We start from the raw sequence: 19,361 nt of genomic DNA, 5'->3' as shown, positions 1-19,361 counted from the left end.
CCAAGGGTTGGGCTGTTCGCCCATTAAAGTGGCACGCGAGCTGGGTTCAGAACGTCGTGAGACAGTTCGGTCTCTATCTATCGTGGGCGCATGAGATTTGCGTGGCTCTGACACTAGTACGAGAGGACCGTGTTGGACCGACCTCTGGTCTGCCGGTTGTGCCGCCAGGTGCACCGCCGGGTATCTAAGTCGGGATCGGATAAGCGCTGAAAGCATCTAAGTGCGAAGCCGGCCACAAGATTAGATCTCTCAGGGTCGTTGCAGACGACAACGTTGATAGGGTGCAGGTGTAAAGGTGGCGACACCAAAGCCGAGCACTACTAATTGCCCGTCAGCTTTCTTACAGGGATATGTGCTTTGAGTTGTAGGACTGTCGGTTCTGCTGTATTGCTTCAATATGTTGAAAGAACTGAATACTGACAGAAAATAAAAAAAAGAAGGTCAGAAAAAGATATTCAGGTGGTTATAGCAGTGAGGTTCCACCTCTTCCCATTCCGAACAGAGAAGTTAAGCTCACTCACGCCGATGGTACTGCGATACAATGTGGGAGAGTAGGTAGCCGCCGTTTTTAAGAATAGAGAGTCCTCCTCAGGTCAATGCCTGAGGGGGACTTTTTGCGTTTATGGATATTCTCCAAAAAAATGTTCCTCCAGGAAAACTTTCATAAAAACATGTTCTTGCTACACCTTTTATCTTATATTTATATTGTTTTGTGAAAAAATGCTTAATTTTGCATGAAAAACAATAAGGGAATATGGCATTAAATATAAATCCAATAACGAGTGAATGTACTTGTTATGCTGTGTATGGTAGGGAGATTGTTCTTCGTTCAGATGATGAAAAACTTACTTTTGACGACCTTTTGAACATAAAAAAAGCATGTGGATCATTATCTTTCCTTGAAGAGAAAGATAACGATTTGTGTGTTTTGGCTATTTCTGATAAGGAAAAACTTCCTTCTGAATATAAGTTGGTATCGATGCGTAGTGTTTTCTTTGTGTCTGATACGGAGAATGTTTATAGAATGTCTCGTGCAAAGGCTTTGGCTTCATGGAGTGCTGATACTCACTTTTGTGCAAAATGTGGTGCTACGCTTGTACCTCGTGAAAGCGAGTCTGCCTTTGAATGTAAGGATTGTGGCTCTATCGTTTATCCGAGAATAAATCCGTGCATTATTGTACTTGTGCATAAAGGCGATAAAATTCTTCTTGCCCGACATGCACAAAGAAATCAGGATATTTATGCTTGTCTTGCAGGCTTTATTGAGTGTGGCGAATCTGCCGAACATGCAGTAGAGCGTGAAATTATGGAGGAGACAGGATTGAAGGTGAAAAACATTAAATATTTCGGCAGTCAGAGCTGGCCATTCCCTTCGCAGTTGATGTTTGGCTTTACGGCAGAGTGGGAGAGTGGCGAGATTTCAAAGCAAGACGACGAAATTGCCGATGCGCAATGGTTTTCGCCAGATGACTGTCCTGCCACACCTTCGCCGGGTTCGATTGCATATTTGCTTATTGAAGACGCAAAGAAGAAACAAAAGTCCGTTTAATTTGTGTACATAAGAATAATTCGTTATATTTGCGCGGTACAGTTATCTAAAATTCGTAAATTATGACAAATTATTTGCAGAAAAACGGAAAGTTTGAGTTAATACAGTTGCCTTATAATGCTGATGCTTTGGCTCCTGTGATTAGTGCGGAAACTATCAGTTTCCATTATGGTAAGCATCTTCAGGCTTATGTGAACAACCTTAACAATCTTTTGCCGGGTTCAGGTTTTGAAGGTTTATCGCTTGAAGAGATTGTGACAAAGAGTGAAGGAGGAATCTTCAACAATGCAGGACAGATTCTGAATCATAATTTGTATTTCACTCAGTTTAAAGCGCCTGTGAAGGATAATGTTCCGACAGGAAAGATTGTGGATGCAATAAATGCACAGTTCGGTTCATTTGAGGCTTTCAAGGCCGAGTTTGAGAAGAATGGTGCTACTTTGTTTGGTAGTGGATGGGTTTGGCTATCTTCTGACAAAGATGGAAAACTCGTCATTACACAAGAGACGAATGCAGGAAATCCTTTGACAAAAGGTTTGAATCCGCTTCTAACTTTCGATGTGTGGGAACATGCGTATTACATTGATTTTCAGAACCGTCGTCCTGACTATCTGTCGTCTTTGTGGCAGATTATAAATTGGAACGAAATCAATAACCGATTGTAATAAAAATCAAAAGAGACTATTTCTGTTATTTTCAGAAAGTAGTCTCTTTTGTTATGAAGATGGATAATTCCACACAAATATTGCTATCACTTTTGCGGATTTATATCGGCAATGAGGAATCCGTTGTTATTCAGAAACAGACTCAGCAACAATGGATTGATGTGATGCATCTAGCAGAACGTCAAGGCGTTTCAGCCATTGTGTTCCAGTCGGTAAAGAAACTTCCGGAAGAAGTTAAGCCTGATATTCGCGTAATGATGACGTGGATGAAGGATGAGCAGGAGAGTGAACTCTTCTGGCAACGGACGTTGGCTTTGCGAGAAAAATTACAGCAAATGCTAGATGAAACTTCAGAAGATTGTGTGCTTTTGATAATGAAAGGGACGGATATTGCACAGAAATATTATCCGTCGCCGTGGCTTAGATACAGTACGGATGTGGATCTTGTGGCATATCTGGATGAAGTTTTGCAGAATAACGGATTTTTCCCTGATGAAGGAGGAAACGACAAGCACGAAGTATATCATATTGATGGAATAACAGTTGAGAATCATAATAGTTTGTTGGACGAATGTCTTGGTGAAACCACAGATGAAGAGGCATTGCTTAACTCGATTTTGAAAAGGAAAAGAAAGATTGATGCTGAGTTCTATTATAACTATCTGCCATTGCACACCATTACTCATTATATTAGTAAAGGCTTGTCTTTAAGACATATGCTTGATTGGTATCTATTCAGGAAAAATGATGGAGCATTGTTTTCTGGAGGATATTATGCAATGGCGATGGACGAAGTATGCAAGGTCGTCTTTGAAAATGAAGATGAGAAATTGTTGAGTGGGTTGGCTAAGGATTTGTTTCTTTTCGTGACATTTCAGAAACGATATATTTTGCGACCTAAGGGAAAAGACGTGCTTAGACATCCGATTAGATTTCTGCAATATGCTAATCAGCAGTTTGTTAAGTATAAAAACGTTGATAGCAGACAACGCACTTATATGTGGCATTCTCTGCTATCAAAATTTCTGAAAGGTCGTTGATTCTGCTATTTCAGAACATCGAACTTGTAGATTGTATGACTTTTGTAAGGCTTTCCGGGACGAACAACCGTGCTTGGAAATGACGGAATATTCGGACTGTTTTGGAAGTGGCAGGTTTCGAAACAGATTCCGCTTCGGCTTTGATATCTGATGTTGTTCTTGCCTGTGTCGCTACCGTTCAAGCCGTTGCCTGAGTAGATTTGCAAGCCCGGCTCTGTGGTGAAGACGCTCATCATTCTGCCAGATGTGATGTCGTAGATATAAGCGATTTTATTCTTTATTTCTCCCCATTTTGTAATCGTCCAACAATGGTCGTAACCGTTTGTTATTGCGAGCTGTGGATGATTCTGATTAATTTTTTCACCAATCAGATGCGGATGGGTAAAGTCGAACGCTGTGTTTTTGACCTCGATTTTGTTGCCCGTAACGCGCTTGTCTTTGTCGTATTCGATGATGCTGTCGCCCTTAACCCAAAGAGTCTGCCCCTCGACGGAGCGCTGCATGTTTCCGCTGATGTTGAAGAACGAATGATGCGTAAGGTTCACGACTGTTGGCTTGTCGGTTGTAGCTTTGTATTCGATGTCGAGTTCGTTGTCATCGGTAAGTTTATAGGTTACGAAAACCTTCAGATTGCCCGGAAAACCGTTCTCGCCGTCGGGCGAAAGATATGAAAAAGTTATGCTTTGCTTTCCTACTTTTTCGGTATTCCACATTTTCTGAGCAAAATTGTTGTCGCCGCCGTGAGCGCAATCACCAAATTTGTTGTTTGCCGAGAGAGTCACCTTCTGACCATCTAAAGTATATGTTGCATTCAGGATTCTTCCGACGAATCTGCCAACGTTTGCACCGAAATTCTGCGGACGCTTGAGGTAGTCTATGGCATTTTTGTAGCCCAGAACCACATCTTCGAACTTTCCGTTGCGGTCGGGAGCTGTAAGACTAACCACGCGCGCGCCGAAGTTCATCACGCAAAGTTCCATTCCGTTTTTGTTTGTGATTGTGTATAGATGATTTTGTTTTCCGGCTATTTGCAAATCAAAGCCTTGCACGTCGAGACCCGATTTTGTTGTTTGTGCGCGGGAATTGCCAAGTGCTAAGAGCAGAATTGCAGTTAAGATAAATTTTTTCATTGATTTGGTTTGATTTTTGTTGCTGCAAATATACTCAAAAATAATTCATCAGGTTGAAAAAATGTTCAAAAGATAGCAAAAAACGAGAATCGCTATAAAAACAGAAGTTTTACGTTCATTTTCGTTGACTAAAAAATTGTAAATGTCGTATTTAATAACGACATTTGCATACCTTAATTAAGAAGGTGATTTTTTGTTTATTTTCACAGATATTTTTGATTCTTATGATAAACCTTTTTAAGAAGATTTCACTATTCGCATTTATTGCAGCATTGATGGCTGCGCCTTTGAGTGCCAAGAACGATGTTGTCTCGCATTCGTTTGAAGTTGGAAAAGGAACATTTCTGATGGACGGCAAGCCGTTTGTTATCAAAGCAGCCGAAGTTCATTATCCGCGAATTCCACGACCATATTGGGAACACAGAATAAAAATGTGCAAGGCTTTGGGCATGAATACCTTGTGCTTGTATGTATTCTGGAATATTCACGAACAGCAGGAAGGTGAATTCGATTTTTCGGGCCAGAATGATGTTGCCGAATTCTGTCGTTTGGCTCAGAAAAACGGAATGTTCGTAATTGTCCGCCCCGGTCCGTACGTCTGTGCCGAGTGGGAGATGGGCGGACTTCCTTGGTGGCTTCTGAAGAAGAAAGATATCAAACTCCGCGAGCAAGACCCTTATTTTCTTGAGCGAGTGCGAATTTTCGAGAAGAAAGTGGGCGAGCAACTCGCTCCGCTGACGGTTGAAAACGGCGGACCGATTATAATGGTTCAGGTTGAGAACGAATACGGTTCGTACGGAAAGAATAAGCCGTATGTTTCGGCTGTACGCGATATTCTGCGTGAGTCGGGATTCGACAAGGTGCAGCTTTTTCAGTGCGACTGGTCGAGCAATTTTACCGACAATGCTCTCGACGACCTTCTTTGGACTATGAATTTTGGAACCAATGCGAATGTCCTGAAGCAGTTTGAGAAAGTAAAGAAGATGCGTCCCGACGCACCGTTGATGTGCTCGGAATATTGGAGCGGATGGTTCGACGGATGGGGCTCGGCTCACCAGACACGACCTGCCGACGCCATGGTCAATGGCATCAAGACGATGCTCGACAATAACATCTCGTTCTCGCTCTACATGACTCACGGCGGAACATCTTTCGCCCATTGGGCTGGCGCAAATAACAAAGGATACGCGCCCGACTGCACATCTTACGATTACGATGCTCCGATAAACGAGCAGGGCGCGCCGACCGATAAATATTTTAAACTCAGAGAGTTGCTTCAGAAATATTCTGATGCGAAACTTCCGGCTGTTCCGAAGGCGATTCCGGTGATTTCGTTCCCTGAAATCGAATTCTGCGAGATGGCTCCGCTTCTGCGTGCAGGAAATGTGCCAACAACGATTGAAAGCCGCGACATAAAGCCGATGGAACAGTTCGACATGGGCTACGGAAGCATAATGTACACAACCGATATGCCCGAGCTGAAGGCTGGCGCGTTACTGCAGATTAACGACTTGCACGATTATGCCATCGTTATGATTGACGGCGAAGTCATCGGCAGACTCTATCGCGGAAGCAAGTACGAAAATACGCTAAGGCTGAAGAAAGACGTGCGTGCCGGCGCAGAACTCAGCATTTTCGTAGAGGCTATGGGACGCATAAATTACAGCAAACTGATAAACGACCCGAAAGGCATTACCAACAGCGTTTGCGCCATCACTACCGACGGAAAGAATGATGTTACTTACAATCTGAAAGACTGGAAAGTGAACCTCTTTCCTGTTACCGGAACGCCTTATGAGGACAAAAGTTATATTCCTATTCCTGAAGGCGAGAAATCTCCGGCTTACTTTCGGGCTTCGTTCAAGTTGAAGACGGTGGGCGACACTTATCTTGACATGAGCACATGGGGCAAAGGCTTGGTGTGGATTAACGGACATTGCATCGGCAGATTCTGGGAAGTTGGTCCTCAGCAGACGCTTTATGTTCCGGGATGCTGGCTGAAAAAGGGTGCGAACGACATCGTTGTGCTCGACATCGCCGGTCCGCGAAAGGCAAGTGTGAAAGGCGTAAGCAAGCCGATAGTAGATGAATTGCATCGCGAATTTCTTCCGAAGGACGGATTCGTTACAAAAGGAGCGTCTGTTTCTGCCGTCGATACGAAATCTTTTGTCGGAAACGATGCTGCTCCGGGTGCAAAATAATAAAACTAGAGTATGAAATTCTTTATTATTTCGGTCGTAATTCTGGGCATACTTTTCGCCCTCGTTCCGCATATAATTTATTTGCTGGCAAAACTCGTCGGGTTCATCGCAAACTTTAAGGTGACTTATAAATACTTTGGATTCACGGCGTTAGGCTTGTTTGTGCTGATTTCCGTTCTGATGACTTACGGCTATGCTTTCGGCAGATTCAGAAGCGAAGTCACGACATTTGATTTTGAGTCGGAAAGCGTTCCCGGAGCCTTCGACGGCTACAAAATTGTGCAGATTTCCGACCTTCATCTCGACGGATGGAAAGGCAATTCCGAACATCTGAAGAAGAGAGTCGACGAGATTAACGCCATCAATCCCGACCTTGTCTGTTTTACCGGCGACCTCGTTTCGCTTTCTCCGTCGGAAATTGACGGCTTCAAGCCGATTCTGAAAGAACTGAAGGCTAAGGACGGCGTGATTTCGATTCTCGGCAACCACGATTATCTGCCTTATGCCCGCCATCTTTCCGATTCTGCCCGATGGCAGCAAGTTAATAAGGTGATTGATGCCGAAAGAAATGACCTCGGCTGGAATCTTCTGCTAAACGAGAATACCATTATCCGCCATGGAGCCGACAGCATCGCCATTCTCGGCTGCGAGAACCAGAGTGTTGGCGCGCATCCCGTTATTCAGCGCGGCGACTTGGCAAAAACGTGCGAAGGAACGGAAGGCATGTTCCGTATTCTGCTTACGCACGACCCGAGCCAATGGCGCAAGGAGGTGGTTGGCAAAACCGACATTCCGTTAACGCTGTCGGGACACACGCATGCCATGCAGTTCAGAGTGTTGGGCTTCACTCCATCGAAATGGATTTATCCCGATTGTGACGGCTTATACATCGTTGGAAATCAGAAACTTTATGTAAATATTGGTCTTGGCGGAACAATGCCGATGCGCATCGGGGCAACTCCAGAGATAACTCTCATTACTTTGAGAAAAGTAAAATGAGGCTAAACGCTTTTTATAGGTTGAAGCCTTATTTTGCATGAAATAAATATCAGAAAATGAGAGACAAACTACTTCTGAAATAAAAAAAACTGAAAAAAATAACTTTTTTCATGCAAGGTTTTCTATATTGCTGCATTATATAGGCAGAAAACCATAAAAAATGGAGTATGAAAAAAAATAGTTTTATCGTCATTCTTTCAGCCCTTATGGCCGTGAATGGACTTGCCTCGTGCAATAGTTTATTGGATACCGATGAACCGAACCCGATTGTGGTAATATGTCCTCCAACCAACTCGGGTGTTGTTTACAACAGTACGTCTGAAATGGCTTTTACACTCTTCGACGAGGTTAACAGCATTGCCGAGCCGAATAAAAATTTCACAATCTCGCCCCTCAGCCTGTCTGAGACGCTGGCAATGCTTGCATCGGGTGCTGAAGGTGAGACGCGCAATGAATTGAACAAGTTTCTGGGCTTTGAAAAAATGAGTCAGGATGATGTGAATGGAGCTTTCAAGGCACTTAACTCATGGCTGCCGATATGCGACAGAAGAACCACTTTGAACATTGCCAACTCTATGTGGTTCGACGAGGGATTTCCAGTTCTTGACAGCTACAAGAAGACAAACAGCAACTATTTCGATGCAGAGACTAAAGTCGTTGATTTGCAGACCGAAAAGACCATGAACGATATAAACTCATGGTGTAGTAAGAATACAAGAGGCTGTATCCCGAAGATATTAGAGAAGCCGTTGGATTACGACTGCGTGATGGCGCTTATCAATGCCCTCTATTTCAAGGGACAGTGGGCAATTAAGTTCGATAAGTCTAAAACAAGTAAAAAGACATTCACATCTGCTAACGGCGCAGAGAGTCAGGTTGACATGATGTACATGAATGGCAAGGCGTTTTTATATGCCGCAGCCGATAATTACAGCATGGCAGAGTTTCCTTACGGCAACGGAGAGTTCTGCATGGATGTAATTCTTCCAGATGAAGGCGTTGCGCTTGATGATTGTCTCAAGAATCTGACATACAGTGAGTTCAATAAACTTTTGACACGCAGAAGTAGCGAGAATCTCGTACTCAGTATGCCCCGAATGGAACTGAAATACGATATCGAGCTCAATAAAGTGCTGGAAGATTTGGGCGTAAAAAGGATATTTGCATCTGAAGAAGCTGAATTGAATGGCATATCTTCCCATTCAGACTTGTACGTCTCACTTGTCAAGCAATTCTCGTACATCAAGGTCGATGAGGAAGGAACTGAGGCGGCTGCTGTAACTGAGGCTGTAATAAAGGTCGACTCTGCCGGACCAGATGTGAACAGTTCAATAGAATTCAACATGAACAAACCTTTTGCATACATTATACGCGATACCCAGACAGGAACAATACTGTTTATGGGTAAGGTGACGACTTTATGATAGACTACCGGCTGATAATCGATCAAGTGAAAGGCGGAAATCGTAGGGCTATGCAACAACTGTATAGTCTTACGATTCGCTATTTGACTGCCGTTTGTCAGCGATACATCGTAAACGAAGACGATGTGAAAGACGTTCTGCAAGAAGGTTACGTCAAGATTTTTATGAACATCGGTACGTTTCAGCAACGCGAAGAGGGAAGCGTTCTTTCGTGGATGACGCGCATTGTTGTAAACGAGTCGCTCATGTTCATCAGAAAAAAGGAACACGGCGCGTTTATCGACATTTGTGAGGATATACCGGATTTTGAAGAGGAACTTGAGGTCGAAAAATTTACTCCCGATGATATTCATCGTGCCATAATGCAGTTGCCTACGGGCTACCGAACAGTGCTCAATCTCTATGTGTTCGAAGACAAGTCGCACAAAGAGATTGCGCAGATACTTGGCATAAAGGAAAGTTCATCGGCTTCGCAGCTCAATAGGGCTAAAAAGATGATACGAAACATTTTAGATAATCAGTAAAGCAGTTAACAGATGGCTGAAAAATGGAAAGAAAATCTGCGGGATAAGCTTAGCGGCTTTGAATCCGATGAAATTCCTGATGGACTTTGGGCTGGCATCGAGGCACGACTCGACGCTGTCGAGCCGTTTGCCGCCGAACCCCGAGAGCCGAAGCGTGTCTTCAGCCTTGTGTGGAGTCGTAGCGCCGCTGTCGTCATCTTACTGATGGCGGCTCTTAACTGCGGAATGATGCGTTACTTCTACACATATTTCGAGGGTGAAACCGATGCTAAAAACGTGTCGCTTGCTGACGAAAATCTGCTGAACGAAGAGCCTCGTCGTGCCTCTCGTGCCAGAGTTGCAGAAATCGGCAGGGGTGAAATTCTCAGCAAAACTGACGAAGATGAAGATTCTGTTTCTGATGAAAAAAAAGTTGTGAAAAGTGTGGAAGTTTCTTCTTCTGTTGCCGTTACAGAAAAGAAAGATTCTGTGGTTGAAAATAATGTCCGAAGCGAAAAGAAAAAAGTTTGGTATGTCTCTAAGAATTCTGCAAATATCAGTAAAACTAAAAAAGCAAAACAAAAGCCATCGGTTTCGATGTTCGTTTCTGGAATAACGGTAGATACAGAATTCTTGAATGGCAGCGTTGATGCTGATCTTTATGATATGGGGCTTGATTCTCCGGTTTCAGGGAATCCGAAATATAATGATAGTGATTATGGAAGTTCGGTTGAAAAAGAATACGAGGAACATAGTCGCCCAGTTTATGTTGGTATGGAGGTTGCGTTTCCGCTTGATGATAAATGGAGTATTCAGACTGGACTTGTGTATTCTGAACTGTGTAGCACGTTTGACAAAGGCGCGGTTCATACCGACCAGACAATTCATTATCTGAACATTCCGCTGAAACTTGGCATCAATCTTACAGCCGGAAAGAAGTGGAACATCTACGCGTCTGGCGGAATGATGGTTGGCTTTGGCGTCAGCGGAAAGGCCGAGATTCTGAAGCCGTCGGCAAGTAACGGTAGGGTAAGTATGACGCAACGGCTGAATGACATTCCTGTAACAGCCTCGGTTGTGGCATCGCCGGGACTCGAGTTCAGGCTGTTCCGCAGTCTTAATGCCTATGCCGAGCCATCGCTTATGTTCAATATTCCGACAGGCAGAAAGTATCACACGTTCAATACCGAAAATCCGTTCGTGCTAAATTTCGGCCTTGGTTTGAGATACAAGATTGGCAAGTGACACATTTTGCTGATAAAAAAGCGTTTGTTGGAAAAAATCTCTAAATAATAGGGAAAAATCCTTTGTCCGGAGTTTTTCCCTATTTATATTTGCATTGGTTTTATCAAAAACAGCAAACTTAATATTTAAAAGTATGGAAAAATCATCAGCATTACTGCCTTCTGCCATCATTGCACTTGGTATCGTTATTCTCGGTTTCACGGTGCGTTCTGGTATCGTAACTTTCAAAGACCGCGACAGAATAGTCTCGGTAAAAGGCTTGTCGGAGCGCGAGGTAAAGGCGGACAAAGTAATATGGCCGCTCGTATATAAAGATTTGGGCAACGACCCTGCCGAGATGTACCGACAGTTGGAAAAGAAGAATCAGAAGATTGTTGCTTTTCTGAAGAGCGGCGGACTTACCGACTCTGAAATATCCGTCAATCCGCCAACCATTGTAGACCGTCAGGCCGATAACTATGGCAACGAGATTATGAACTTCCGCTACAAGGCAACGAGCGTTATTACCGTTACGTCGCCAAACATAGACAAGGTTCGTGCGCTGATGAACCGTCAGGCAGAGTTGATGAAGCAGGATATTGCCATTGTAGGCGAGGAGTACGGTGGCAGCAACAGTCCTTCTTACGAGTTTACGGGGCTTAACAAGATAAAGCCCGAGATGGTTGAGGAGGCAACCAAGAACGCTCGCATCACAGCCGAGAAGTTTGCATCGGACAGCGGCAGCGAGCTTGACGACATCCGTTCGGCATCGCAAGGACAGTTCTCTATCGAGAGCCGCGATGCAAGCACACCTTTCATGAAGAAAGTCCGCGTTGTGACAACGCTTGAATATACACTCAAATAAGTATTGTTAATATTAAGATTTTTAAGAACGTCTGCGTGGTGATTTTTTGTCATCGCGCAGATTTTTTTAGCAAAAAATGAAAATATTCTTTCTGAAAGTGTTGCTGGTTCAAAAAAAAGTGCTATCTTTGCATCGCATTTGAAAAAAATGACTGTCTGGTGCGTTAGTTCAGCTGGTTAGAATACATGCCTGTCACGCATGGGGTCACGGGTTCGAGTCCCGTACGCACCGCTGGAAAGAGTTCTTCAAACTAAAATTGAGGAACTCTTTTTTGTTTATTCCGAGGTAATAAAAATGTTTTTTCGTGAAGAACTTTTATTTTGACATAAGTAATATATCTTTATACAGAAGTGAATTGATGGGTTTTGCAATTCTATGGGTGATTTTGTATCATTCTGGTTTTGCTGAAACTTTTCTTTTTGCAAATTATTTGTCAACGTTCAGTTGGGCAGGTTTTGGAGGAGTTGATATCTTTATGATGTTGTCTGGTTTTGGCTTGACATTTTCTGTATGTAAAAAAAGAAATGTAAAGGCATTTTATATCAGTCGAATAATGAGAATATATCCGATATATTTTTTTCTGGTAATTATAGGATGTCTTTTAAATAATTCGGATAATTTTTTTATTGTTTTATGGAAGTGTACGGCTTTGGGATATTGGACAAATGGAATATATTTTGATTGGTATGTTCCGTCTATACTAACTTTATATGCATTGTTTCCGTTTATTATCAATATTTTATGTAAGAAGAAAACTTATTTGTTGGTCATTATAGGCGTCTTTATTGTATTTGCAATAATTCATGTGTTTTTTGATTTTTCTTTTTTAGATTGGCAGCATTTTTCTTTAGTTTATAGAATTCCGATATTTTTGTATGGAGTTATTCTTGCGTATTCTATAATAAATGAGAAAAAAATAAAGTCATATTTATTTATATCAATAGTTCTTCTTTTTATAGGCTTCTTTTTTAATTTTACTTATCGTCTTTTTTCTTATAGTATTAGTATTGCTTTTGCTACACCTTTTATTGTAGTGGTGTTGTGTAAATTGTTTAGTATTGCAAACTTTAATTTTTTTAAGGTTATAGGAAAAGCAAGTTTGGAAATATATATAGTTCATGTGATTATATTACAAAATAAGTGCTATCTTTCGATAAAAGACGATTCTTATAATTTTTCTACATTCTTGTTGCTTTTTGTAAGTGTGATAAGTGGAATTTTGATAAGTAAATTTTTTGATTATTTTAAATTGAAAATCGAAAAAGTGACTCTTAAGAAGTTATGAACGTATATTACAGTTTTTTGAATTTTAGATCTTAAAGTTTTTGCAATTCATTACCATTCTTATGTTATAAATGTAGCAAATCAAGGCTATTTGGCTTGTTGCAGAAAGTTGATAATTTTGCAGACAGTTTTTATCGATTTAGCTACATTTATGAACAAAACATCAAACATTATAAAGGGTGATAGCCGAGGCTACGGAAAAGTCACGCTTGTTGGCTTTGGACCGGGCGACCCCGACCTTATTACGGTCAAAGGTCTGAAAGCCTTGGAGAATGCCGATGCCATATTCTACGACGACCTTACCAACGAGGAGTTTCTTCGTCGGTTTGAGGCAGAAAAAGTGTATGTAGGCAAGCGTTCGGGAAAGCATAGCGCCGAGCAGGACGAGCTGAACCAACGTTTGTACGAAAGGGCGGCGAAGGGCGATAATGTTGTCCGCCTGAAGGGAGGCGACCCGATGCTCTTTGCCCACGGACGCGAGGAGATTGACTATCTGAAATCGCGTTCGGTAGAAGTAGAGGTTGTGCCGGGAGTGAGTAGCGGATTCGCCCTCGCATCGTTGTTGCAGATTCCGTTGACGCACAGAGGCTTGGCGCGCAGCGTGGCATTCGTGCTTGGTCACGGGCAGAAGATTCAGACACCGAAGGCCGACACTCTCCTATATTACATGGGCGGCGCATACGTCAGCAGCATAGCCAAGGCACTTCTTGAAAGCGGCAGAAGCGCAGACACTCCGGCGGCATTGGTAACGAATATCTCGTTGCCGTCGCAAAATGCTGTTTATACTACTGTAGGCGACCTTAGGTATGCCGTTTTCAGGGACACTCCGGTTCTGATAATTGTTGGCGAGGTGGTTGGCTTCGAGGCCGAACCGCACGCTGGGAAAACGCTTCTCTTTGCCGGCGAGAAAGTTGGTTTGGAAGCGGTTGACAAGATTCGTTTCTCATCGCCGTCGTCGGTCGAGTCGTTCAGACATATTTATTCTGATGATGTTCCGAAACGGCTGCTTCTGCTGGCATCTGACCAAGAGACTTTCGACGCTATTAGTAAAATCTGAAAATCACACACGCACATGACATTTCTACCAATAGGACTGAACGTAACGGGCAAGCGCATCCTCATAATAGGCGGCGGAAAGGTTGGACTTCACAAGGCAACGATTCTGCATCGTTTTGTAAGCGAAGCCGTAGTAATATCGCCGAAATTCAACGAAGGGTTTGACGAATTGCCATTCGCGCGCATACAGAAAGAGTACGAACCAGCCGACCTCGACGGTGCATTTCTTGTTTACATCTGTACCGAGAACGAGGCTCTCAACCGCCAGATAAAGCACGATGCCGAGGCGCGGGGCATTCTGGCAAGCGTCTGCGACAATCCAGAAATATGCGATTTCATCTCACCGGCAATATACAAGGAAGGGAATCTCACCGTTTCGGTTCTGAGCAATGCCACCGACGTAAGGCAGAGTATTGCCATCAGAAACAATATCCGCGACAATATCGACCTCTTGAAAAACCGAAAATAACAAACATGAGTGATATGATTACCAACTGAAGGCGATTGCAGGTATTGCCGAACTGGTGTAATTTTGCATCAGTAATTAACACAAACAAAACACAATGGCAGAACTGAAGATTACAGACGAGAATTACGAAGAAATCATAGCCGCCAACAAGGTGGTGCTGATTGATTTCTGGGCTACTTGGTGTGCTCCGTGCCGCCGTCTTGCGCCCATCGTTGCGCAGATTGCCGACGAGTATGAGGGTAAGGCAGCGGTAGGAAAGTACAACGTTGAGAACAACGATGTTCTGACCGAGCGGCTGGGCATACGCAACATTCCAACCCTTATTGTAATAAAGGACGGCGAGGTTGCGGAATCGCTTACCGGAGCGGTTAACAAACAGAAAATTTCGGAAACAATAAACAAATACATTTAAAACAACAAGGAAATATGGCAAAAATAGTAGTAAACGGAGAAAATCAGGATGTGCAGCTTCCTCTTACGGTGGCTGGTTTGATAAAGTTGAACAACGTTCTTCAGCCAGAAATGGTGAGCGTTCAGGTAAACGAGGAGTTTGTTGACAGAGCCGAGTTCGACACACTTCAGTTAAAAGAGAACGACTCGGTTGATTTCTTGTACTTTATGGGAGGAGGTTGCTAATGTACGATTTTTCAGAAGAAGAACTGCTGCGATACAGCCGCCACATCTTGCTGCAAGATGTAGGCGTTGAAGGGCAGGAAAAGATAAATAATGCGAAGGTTCTCGTCGTAGGTGCTGGCGGACTTGGTGCGCCCGTGTCGCTCTATCTGGCAGCGGCAGGCGTTGGTACCATCGGAATCATCGACGGCGATGTGGTTGACCTCAGCAATTTGCAGCGACAGGTAATTCATTTCACAAAAGATGTCGATACGCCGAAGGTTCTTTCGGCAAAGGAGAAGATGCTTGCCATCAATCCGAACATCAAGGTTAATGCCATTCAGGATTTGCTGATGGCAGACAATGCCCTCGACATAATAAAGGAGTACGACTTCATTGTTGACGGAACAGACAACTTTCCGGTTAAGTTCTTGATAAATGATGCCTGCGTTATGGCAGGAAAGCCGTTCAGCCACGGAGGAATCCTTCGGTTCGAGGGACAGACGTTCACTCACGTTCCCGGCTCGGCTTGTTACCGATGTCTGTTCGGTGCACCGCCACCACCAAATGCCGTTCCAACCTGTTCGCAGGCCGGCGTTTTGGGCGCGATTGCCGGAATGTTAGGCACAATTCAGGCGGCAGAGACCTTGAAATACATTACCGGAGTGGGCGAGTTGCTCACTAACAAGTTGCTCACTTTCAACGCAAAGACAATGGATTTCCGTAAGATAAACACTCGCCACAGCAGCCATTGCAAAATCTGCGGCGACAATCCTACGATAACAGAACTTATTGATTACGAGCAGGCTACATGCGATTTAAAGAATCATTAGAAACATGACAGAAGCAGAAAAGAAATACGGTTGGGAAGAGGGCGGAAAGATTGTCCGCATAACGCGCGAGGCTTACGACTCTATTCTCGCCCAGGCTCGCGAAGATGCACCCATAGAGAGTTGCGGATATGTGCTCGGCACGATAGACGAGGCGGAGAATATTCAGATAACGCACAACTATCGGCTCACTAACACCGACCATTCAGAAGAGCATTTCAGCCTCGACCCTAAGGAGCAGTTCGCCGCCATAAAGTATGCGCGCGCCAACGCTCTAAAGGTCATAGGCAACTGGCACAGTCATCCGGCGTCGCCCAGCCGTCCGTCAGAAGAGGACAAGAGACTGGCTTTCGACCCCAATATCCTGTACCTCATTCTGTCGCTCTCGCCCGACATTTCGGGGCAGCCTTATGTTGCCGAGGGCGAGCCTGTTCTGAATGCGTTTCGTATTGTAAATGGAAAGGTAACACGCTTTCCTGTAGTTGTTTAAATTCATAGCCCAGCAGCAGCGGAAAAGGGTTGTTGGGCTTTTGTTCTCTTTGTGAGAACAGGATATTCTTGCTCAGAATATCCGCAGTTAACTTAAAAAATATAACGGAATAATGAAGAAAAAAATTTTAACTCTGTTTGCGGCGGCTGCGGTTCTGGCAGCCCCGATACTTGTCTCGTCGTGCGGAAGCAAGAGCAAGGCAAGTGCCAACGGCGACGAGCTCGAAGGCAGAATATCGCTTTCGGGCGCGTTTGCCCTCTATCCTCTGGCAGTAAAGTGGGCCGAGGAGTTCAAGAAACTGCATCCAAACGTAAGCATCGAGGTCGATGGTGGTGGAGCAGGCAAGGGCATGACCGACGTGCTTGCCGAGCAGGTAGACTTTGGAATGGTGAGCCGCGAGGTGAGCGACAAGGAGATTGAGAAGGGCGCGGTAGGCTTTCCGGTTGCGAAGGATGCCGTTGTGCCAACAATCAACGAGAAGAATCCGCTTTATGCCGAGTTGGTTAAGCATGGCATTACTGCCGAGCAAGCATCTAAAATATGGATTGAAGGCTCGGTTAAGTCGTGGGGAAGCATTCTGGGCACAAGCGATGCCACTCCGGTAACGGTATTTACCCGAAGCGATGCCTGCGGAGCAGCCGAGACTTTTGCCCAGTGGTTTGGCAAGCATCAGGAAGACCTTGGCGGCGAGGGCGTTAACGGCGACCCGGGTGTTGCCACAGCCGTACAGAAAAACGTGAGAGCCATCGGATTCAACAACATTGGCTATGCCTACGACAATGTTACAAAGAAACCGCTCGATGGCATAAGGGTTCTGCCAATAGATGTAAACGGAAACGGCAAGATTGACGAGGACGAGGATTTCTATGCCACAAAAGATTTGCTTACAAAGGCAATTGCCGACGGCAGGTTTCCTTCGCCTCCAGCGCGCGACCTTTATCTCGTAACCAAGGGCGTTCCAACCAATCCGGTTGTGGTGGCTTTCCTGAAGTATGTCTTGACTGATGGACAGAAGGAGAACGACGGCGTTGGATATGTTGGTATTTCACAAGACAAACTTGATGCAGCGTTGAAGAAGTTAAACAAATAGTTGGTTTCAAAATTGTTACTACAAAAAAAGGAAGATTCTCATGTCGTTGAGGTCTTCCTTTTTTTTGCTTTCGTAATTTCACATTTCTCCGTTTTAAGGACCATGGACTTATAAGGAACATTTATAACACGAAATATTCTTTTTGTAAATGCAAAATGGTGGGTAGGAAGAAGGTAGAAAGAAGGTAGGAAGAAGGAAGATAGAAGGAAGGTAGATTCAAGGTACGTCCAAGATACGTCCAAGGAAGCTGGAAGGAATATGGAAGCAATTCAAAGGGGTGCTCAAAAGTTCGATGGTGGTTAAACTTGAATCGGGACTAATAAGTGACAATTTATGGTCGATTTGTTCTTTTTGTAGATGTAAAATAGTGGCAAGGTATATGCAGGGTAGTGGATGGGTAGGTTATGGGGAACGGTGGGATGATATTCCTTCGGGATGCCTTCGGGTTTCGTTCGGGTTGATTTAGAAAAATCGAGCAGAAAATTGGGGATTTTTTTTGCCCGATTTTTTTCATTTCTGAAAGATTTGCAGTACTTTTACTCGCTGAATTTAAAACTATGTTGGGGAAATGATTTTAAAAGAAGTTTTTCTGAAGCAGGTTGGTGGTTCTATAATGTTCGTCAGTAAGGGATATGCTTACTGTTATGACAAAACTCGCACCGGCATTAGCAAGCTGCGACTTGATGATTTTAAGGTCGTAGGTGAAATACGTCATGGTAGTGGAGATTTTGGTTATGAAACTAATGGCGATTATTTTTTATTACACGATAATGCCAGTGCTACACTCTATTATTTGCCGGATTTAAAAGTAGTTCATAGCTTTTCTTATCAGTCTCGTGAAAATAGACCAGCAGAGATTTATGGCTATGAGGACTATTTGTTTATTCTAAGTGAAAAAGGCATATACCGATTTGATAAAGAAAATTGGAATAGCATTAAAGTGGCAGACTTAGATGGTTGGACTAAATTTTGTGTAAGAAAAGACAATATTTTTGTGTGTAAGGATTTTTATAATCTTTATATATACAAAATGAATGAGGACAGGATGAATGTCATTCTGCACATAAAAATGGATGACATTTTCCCTGAAGACGAAGTCCGAAAATTCATACCAGACTACAGAAATAAAGAGATGCCCGGTTTCTCAGAAGATATGAGGTTGTGTTACGTTCTACCTTACAAGAATGACTTGATTGCAGTAACCAATGTCGGTATTTTCCGAATGACGATGGACGGAAAAATTGTTTGGAGAACGATTCGCTATGTAAAAGACCGTATTGAGATTATAGGGCATTATGGCTATGTAACATATAGTGGGGTGTTTTATCGAGTCGACCTAGAAAATGGTGATTTGGATCTTTATGGTAATGATGGAAAAATGCCAGAACTCGTTTACAATGGTCGAAATTTGTGGCTTTCAGGTATGCATTTTGTCTATCGCAATGGATACATTTGGCGCATGGTATATGCTGATGGAATGGTACTTCTTGCCGTAATTGAACCAGAAACTGGTAAGTTCGTCTATTTCTACAAATTAAATGGAGCATCGGGTAATGCATGTGGATTTTGTTTTGTCAATAGTAAAGTTTATGTTTATGATTTATGGACAAATGAATTTCACGTCCTCGAAGAAGTAGAAGGCGAGCCGGAAAAGACATTCTGCGGTGTTCCGATGTCAGAAACCGAATTGGAGCTGGTTGATACAACCAAGAAGGTAAACAACAAGAAGCCAGCACCAACCTACGAAGATGCCGATATTCCGTTGTTCGAAGAAATAAAGCAGGTGGCGCGCATCGAGCACGCCTGTGTTCTCGATGCCGAGTGCATCGACAGCCTCGAAGACTATTCCAACCTTATTGTCGATATTCTCTCGCTTGCCGATGTCCGCAAGTTCACCATTGTTGAGCACACGTTGAGCGGCAGCATCAGT

Annotated in this window: 19 protein-coding genes, 1 tRNA gene and 2 rRNA genes; 21 read left to right on the top strand and 1 reads right to left on the bottom strand. The window is 43.6% G+C overall.

The genetic code is table 11. The features are described from left to right. The 5 genes from T538_RS0112650 to T538_RS0112630 all read left to right on the top strand — a co-directional run. A 23S ribosomal RNA gene (locus T538_RS0112650) occupies positions 1-344 on the top strand; the annotation flags it as partial. Positions 345-455: 111 nt separating this feature from the next. Continuing rightward, positions 456-568: ribosomal RNA gene (gene rrf / locus T538_RS0112645) — 5S ribosomal RNA — on the top strand. Between the two features lie 186 nt (positions 569-754). Next, positions 755-1,549: an NAD(+) diphosphatase gene (nudC, locus tag T538_RS17250; RefSeq protein ID WP_051656079.1), complete on the top strand. Its 795-nt coding sequence runs from the start codon at positions 755-757 to the stop codon at positions 1,547-1,549. Positions 1,550-1,611: 62 nt separating this feature from the next. Beyond that, positions 1,612-2,214 carry a superoxide dismutase gene (locus tag T538_RS0112635; protein ID WP_031534204.1) on the top strand — a complete coding sequence of 201 codons (603 nt, stop codon included), beginning with the start codon at positions 1,612-1,614 and terminating at the stop codon, positions 2,212-2,214. Positions 2,215-2,267: 53 nt separating this feature from the next. Further along, on the top strand, positions 2,268-3,254 hold the full coding sequence (locus tag T538_RS0112630) for a nucleotidyltransferase family protein (protein ID WP_031534202.1): 987 nt from the start codon (positions 2,268-2,270) through the stop codon (positions 3,252-3,254). 5 nt (positions 3,255-3,259) lie between these two features. Here the strand turns inward: T538_RS0112630 and T538_RS0112625 are convergent, their stop codons facing one another. Next, positions 3,260-4,384 carry an aldose epimerase family protein gene (locus T538_RS0112625; protein WP_031534200.1) on the bottom strand — a complete coding sequence of 375 codons (1,125 nt, stop codon included), beginning with the start codon at positions 4,382-4,384 and terminating at the stop codon, positions 3,260-3,262. Between the two features lie 224 nt (positions 4,385-4,608). Between T538_RS0112625 and T538_RS0112620 the strand changes: the two genes are divergently transcribed. The 16 genes from T538_RS0112620 to T538_RS0112545 all read left to right on the top strand — a co-directional run. Beyond that, positions 4,609-6,585: a glycoside hydrolase family 35 protein gene (locus tag T538_RS0112620; protein WP_051656078.1), complete on the top strand. Its 1,977-nt coding sequence runs from the start codon at positions 4,609-4,611 to the stop codon at positions 6,583-6,585. Positions 6,586-6,597: 12 nt separating this feature from the next. Then, positions 6,598-7,584 carry a metallophosphoesterase gene (locus tag T538_RS0112615; protein WP_051656077.1) on the top strand — a complete coding sequence of 329 codons (987 nt, stop codon included), beginning with the start codon at positions 6,598-6,600 and terminating at the stop codon, positions 7,582-7,584. Between the two features lie 167 nt (positions 7,585-7,751). Continuing rightward, positions 7,752-9,008 carry a serpin family protein gene (locus T538_RS0112610; protein WP_081834983.1) on the top strand — a complete coding sequence of 419 codons (1,257 nt, stop codon included), beginning with the start codon at positions 7,752-7,754 and terminating at the stop codon, positions 9,006-9,008. A gap of 50 nt (positions 9,009-9,058) precedes the next feature. Then, the gene (locus T538_RS0112605) at positions 9,059-9,532 is read left to right on the top strand and encodes an RNA polymerase sigma factor (RefSeq protein ID WP_231497115.1); all 474 of its coding nucleotides are present in this window, start codon (positions 9,059-9,061) and stop codon (positions 9,530-9,532) included. Positions 9,533-9,544: 12 nt separating this feature from the next. Further along, the gene (locus T538_RS0112600; protein WP_031534190.1) at positions 9,545-10,756 is read left to right on the top strand and encodes an outer membrane beta-barrel protein; all 1,212 of its coding nucleotides are present in this window, start codon (positions 9,545-9,547) and stop codon (positions 10,754-10,756) included. A gap of 133 nt (positions 10,757-10,889) precedes the next feature. Beyond that, a complete protein-coding gene (locus tag T538_RS0112595) occupies positions 10,890-11,600 on the top strand; it encodes an SIMPL domain-containing protein (protein WP_031534188.1) in 711 nt (236 codons plus the stop codon). 157 nt (positions 11,601-11,757) lie between these two features. Then, a tRNA-Asp gene (locus T538_RS0112590) sits at positions 11,758-11,831 on the top strand. 127 nt (positions 11,832-11,958) lie between these two features. Continuing rightward, a complete protein-coding gene (locus tag T538_RS0112585) occupies positions 11,959-12,885 on the top strand; it encodes an acyltransferase family protein (RefSeq protein ID WP_031534186.1) in 927 nt (308 codons plus the stop codon). Positions 12,886-13,035: 150 nt separating this feature from the next. Next, positions 13,036-13,941 carry a uroporphyrinogen-III C-methyltransferase gene (cobA, locus tag T538_RS0112580; RefSeq protein WP_081834982.1) on the top strand — a complete coding sequence of 302 codons (906 nt, stop codon included), beginning with the start codon at positions 13,036-13,038 and terminating at the stop codon, positions 13,939-13,941. A gap of 15 nt (positions 13,942-13,956) precedes the next feature. Further along, positions 13,957-14,409, top strand: coding sequence for a precorrin-2 dehydrogenase/sirohydrochlorin ferrochelatase family protein (locus T538_RS0112575; protein ID WP_031534184.1), 453 nt, complete (start codon positions 13,957-13,959; stop codon positions 14,407-14,409). A gap of 94 nt (positions 14,410-14,503) precedes the next feature. Continuing rightward, positions 14,504-14,821, top strand: coding sequence for a thioredoxin (gene trxA / locus T538_RS0112570; protein ID WP_031534182.1), 318 nt, complete (start codon positions 14,504-14,506; stop codon positions 14,819-14,821). A gap of 14 nt (positions 14,822-14,835) precedes the next feature. After that, positions 14,836-15,045, top strand: coding sequence for a sulfur carrier protein ThiS (gene thiS / locus T538_RS0112565; protein ID WP_031534179.1), 210 nt, complete (start codon positions 14,836-14,838; stop codon positions 15,043-15,045). Further along, positions 15,045-15,854 carry a HesA/MoeB/ThiF family protein gene (locus tag T538_RS0112560; protein ID WP_031534177.1) on the top strand — a complete coding sequence of 270 codons (810 nt, stop codon included), beginning with the start codon at positions 15,045-15,047 and terminating at the stop codon, positions 15,852-15,854. Before thiS ends, T538_RS0112560 begins: the two co-directional genes overlap by 1 nt. Before the next feature lie 4 nt (positions 15,855-15,858). Next, positions 15,859-16,341: a M67 family metallopeptidase gene (locus T538_RS0112555; RefSeq protein ID WP_051656076.1), complete on the top strand. Its 483-nt coding sequence runs from the start codon at positions 15,859-15,861 to the stop codon at positions 16,339-16,341. A gap of 112 nt (positions 16,342-16,453) precedes the next feature. After that, positions 16,454-17,431 carry a PstS family phosphate ABC transporter substrate-binding protein gene (locus tag T538_RS0112550; RefSeq protein ID WP_031534173.1) on the top strand — a complete coding sequence of 326 codons (978 nt, stop codon included), beginning with the start codon at positions 16,454-16,456 and terminating at the stop codon, positions 17,429-17,431. A gap of 568 nt (positions 17,432-17,999) precedes the next feature. Further along, a partial coding sequence (locus T538_RS0112545) for a hypothetical protein (protein ID WP_031541333.1) occupies positions 18,000-19,361 on the top strand: 1,362 nt, incomplete at its 3' end.

The organism is Bacteroides sp. Ga6A2 (assembly GCF_000702225.1).
Classification (GTDB): Bacteria; Bacteroidota; Bacteroidia; order Bacteroidales; family Bacteroidaceae; genus Ga6A1.
This window is presented reverse-complemented; position numbering and strand designations above follow the sequence as displayed.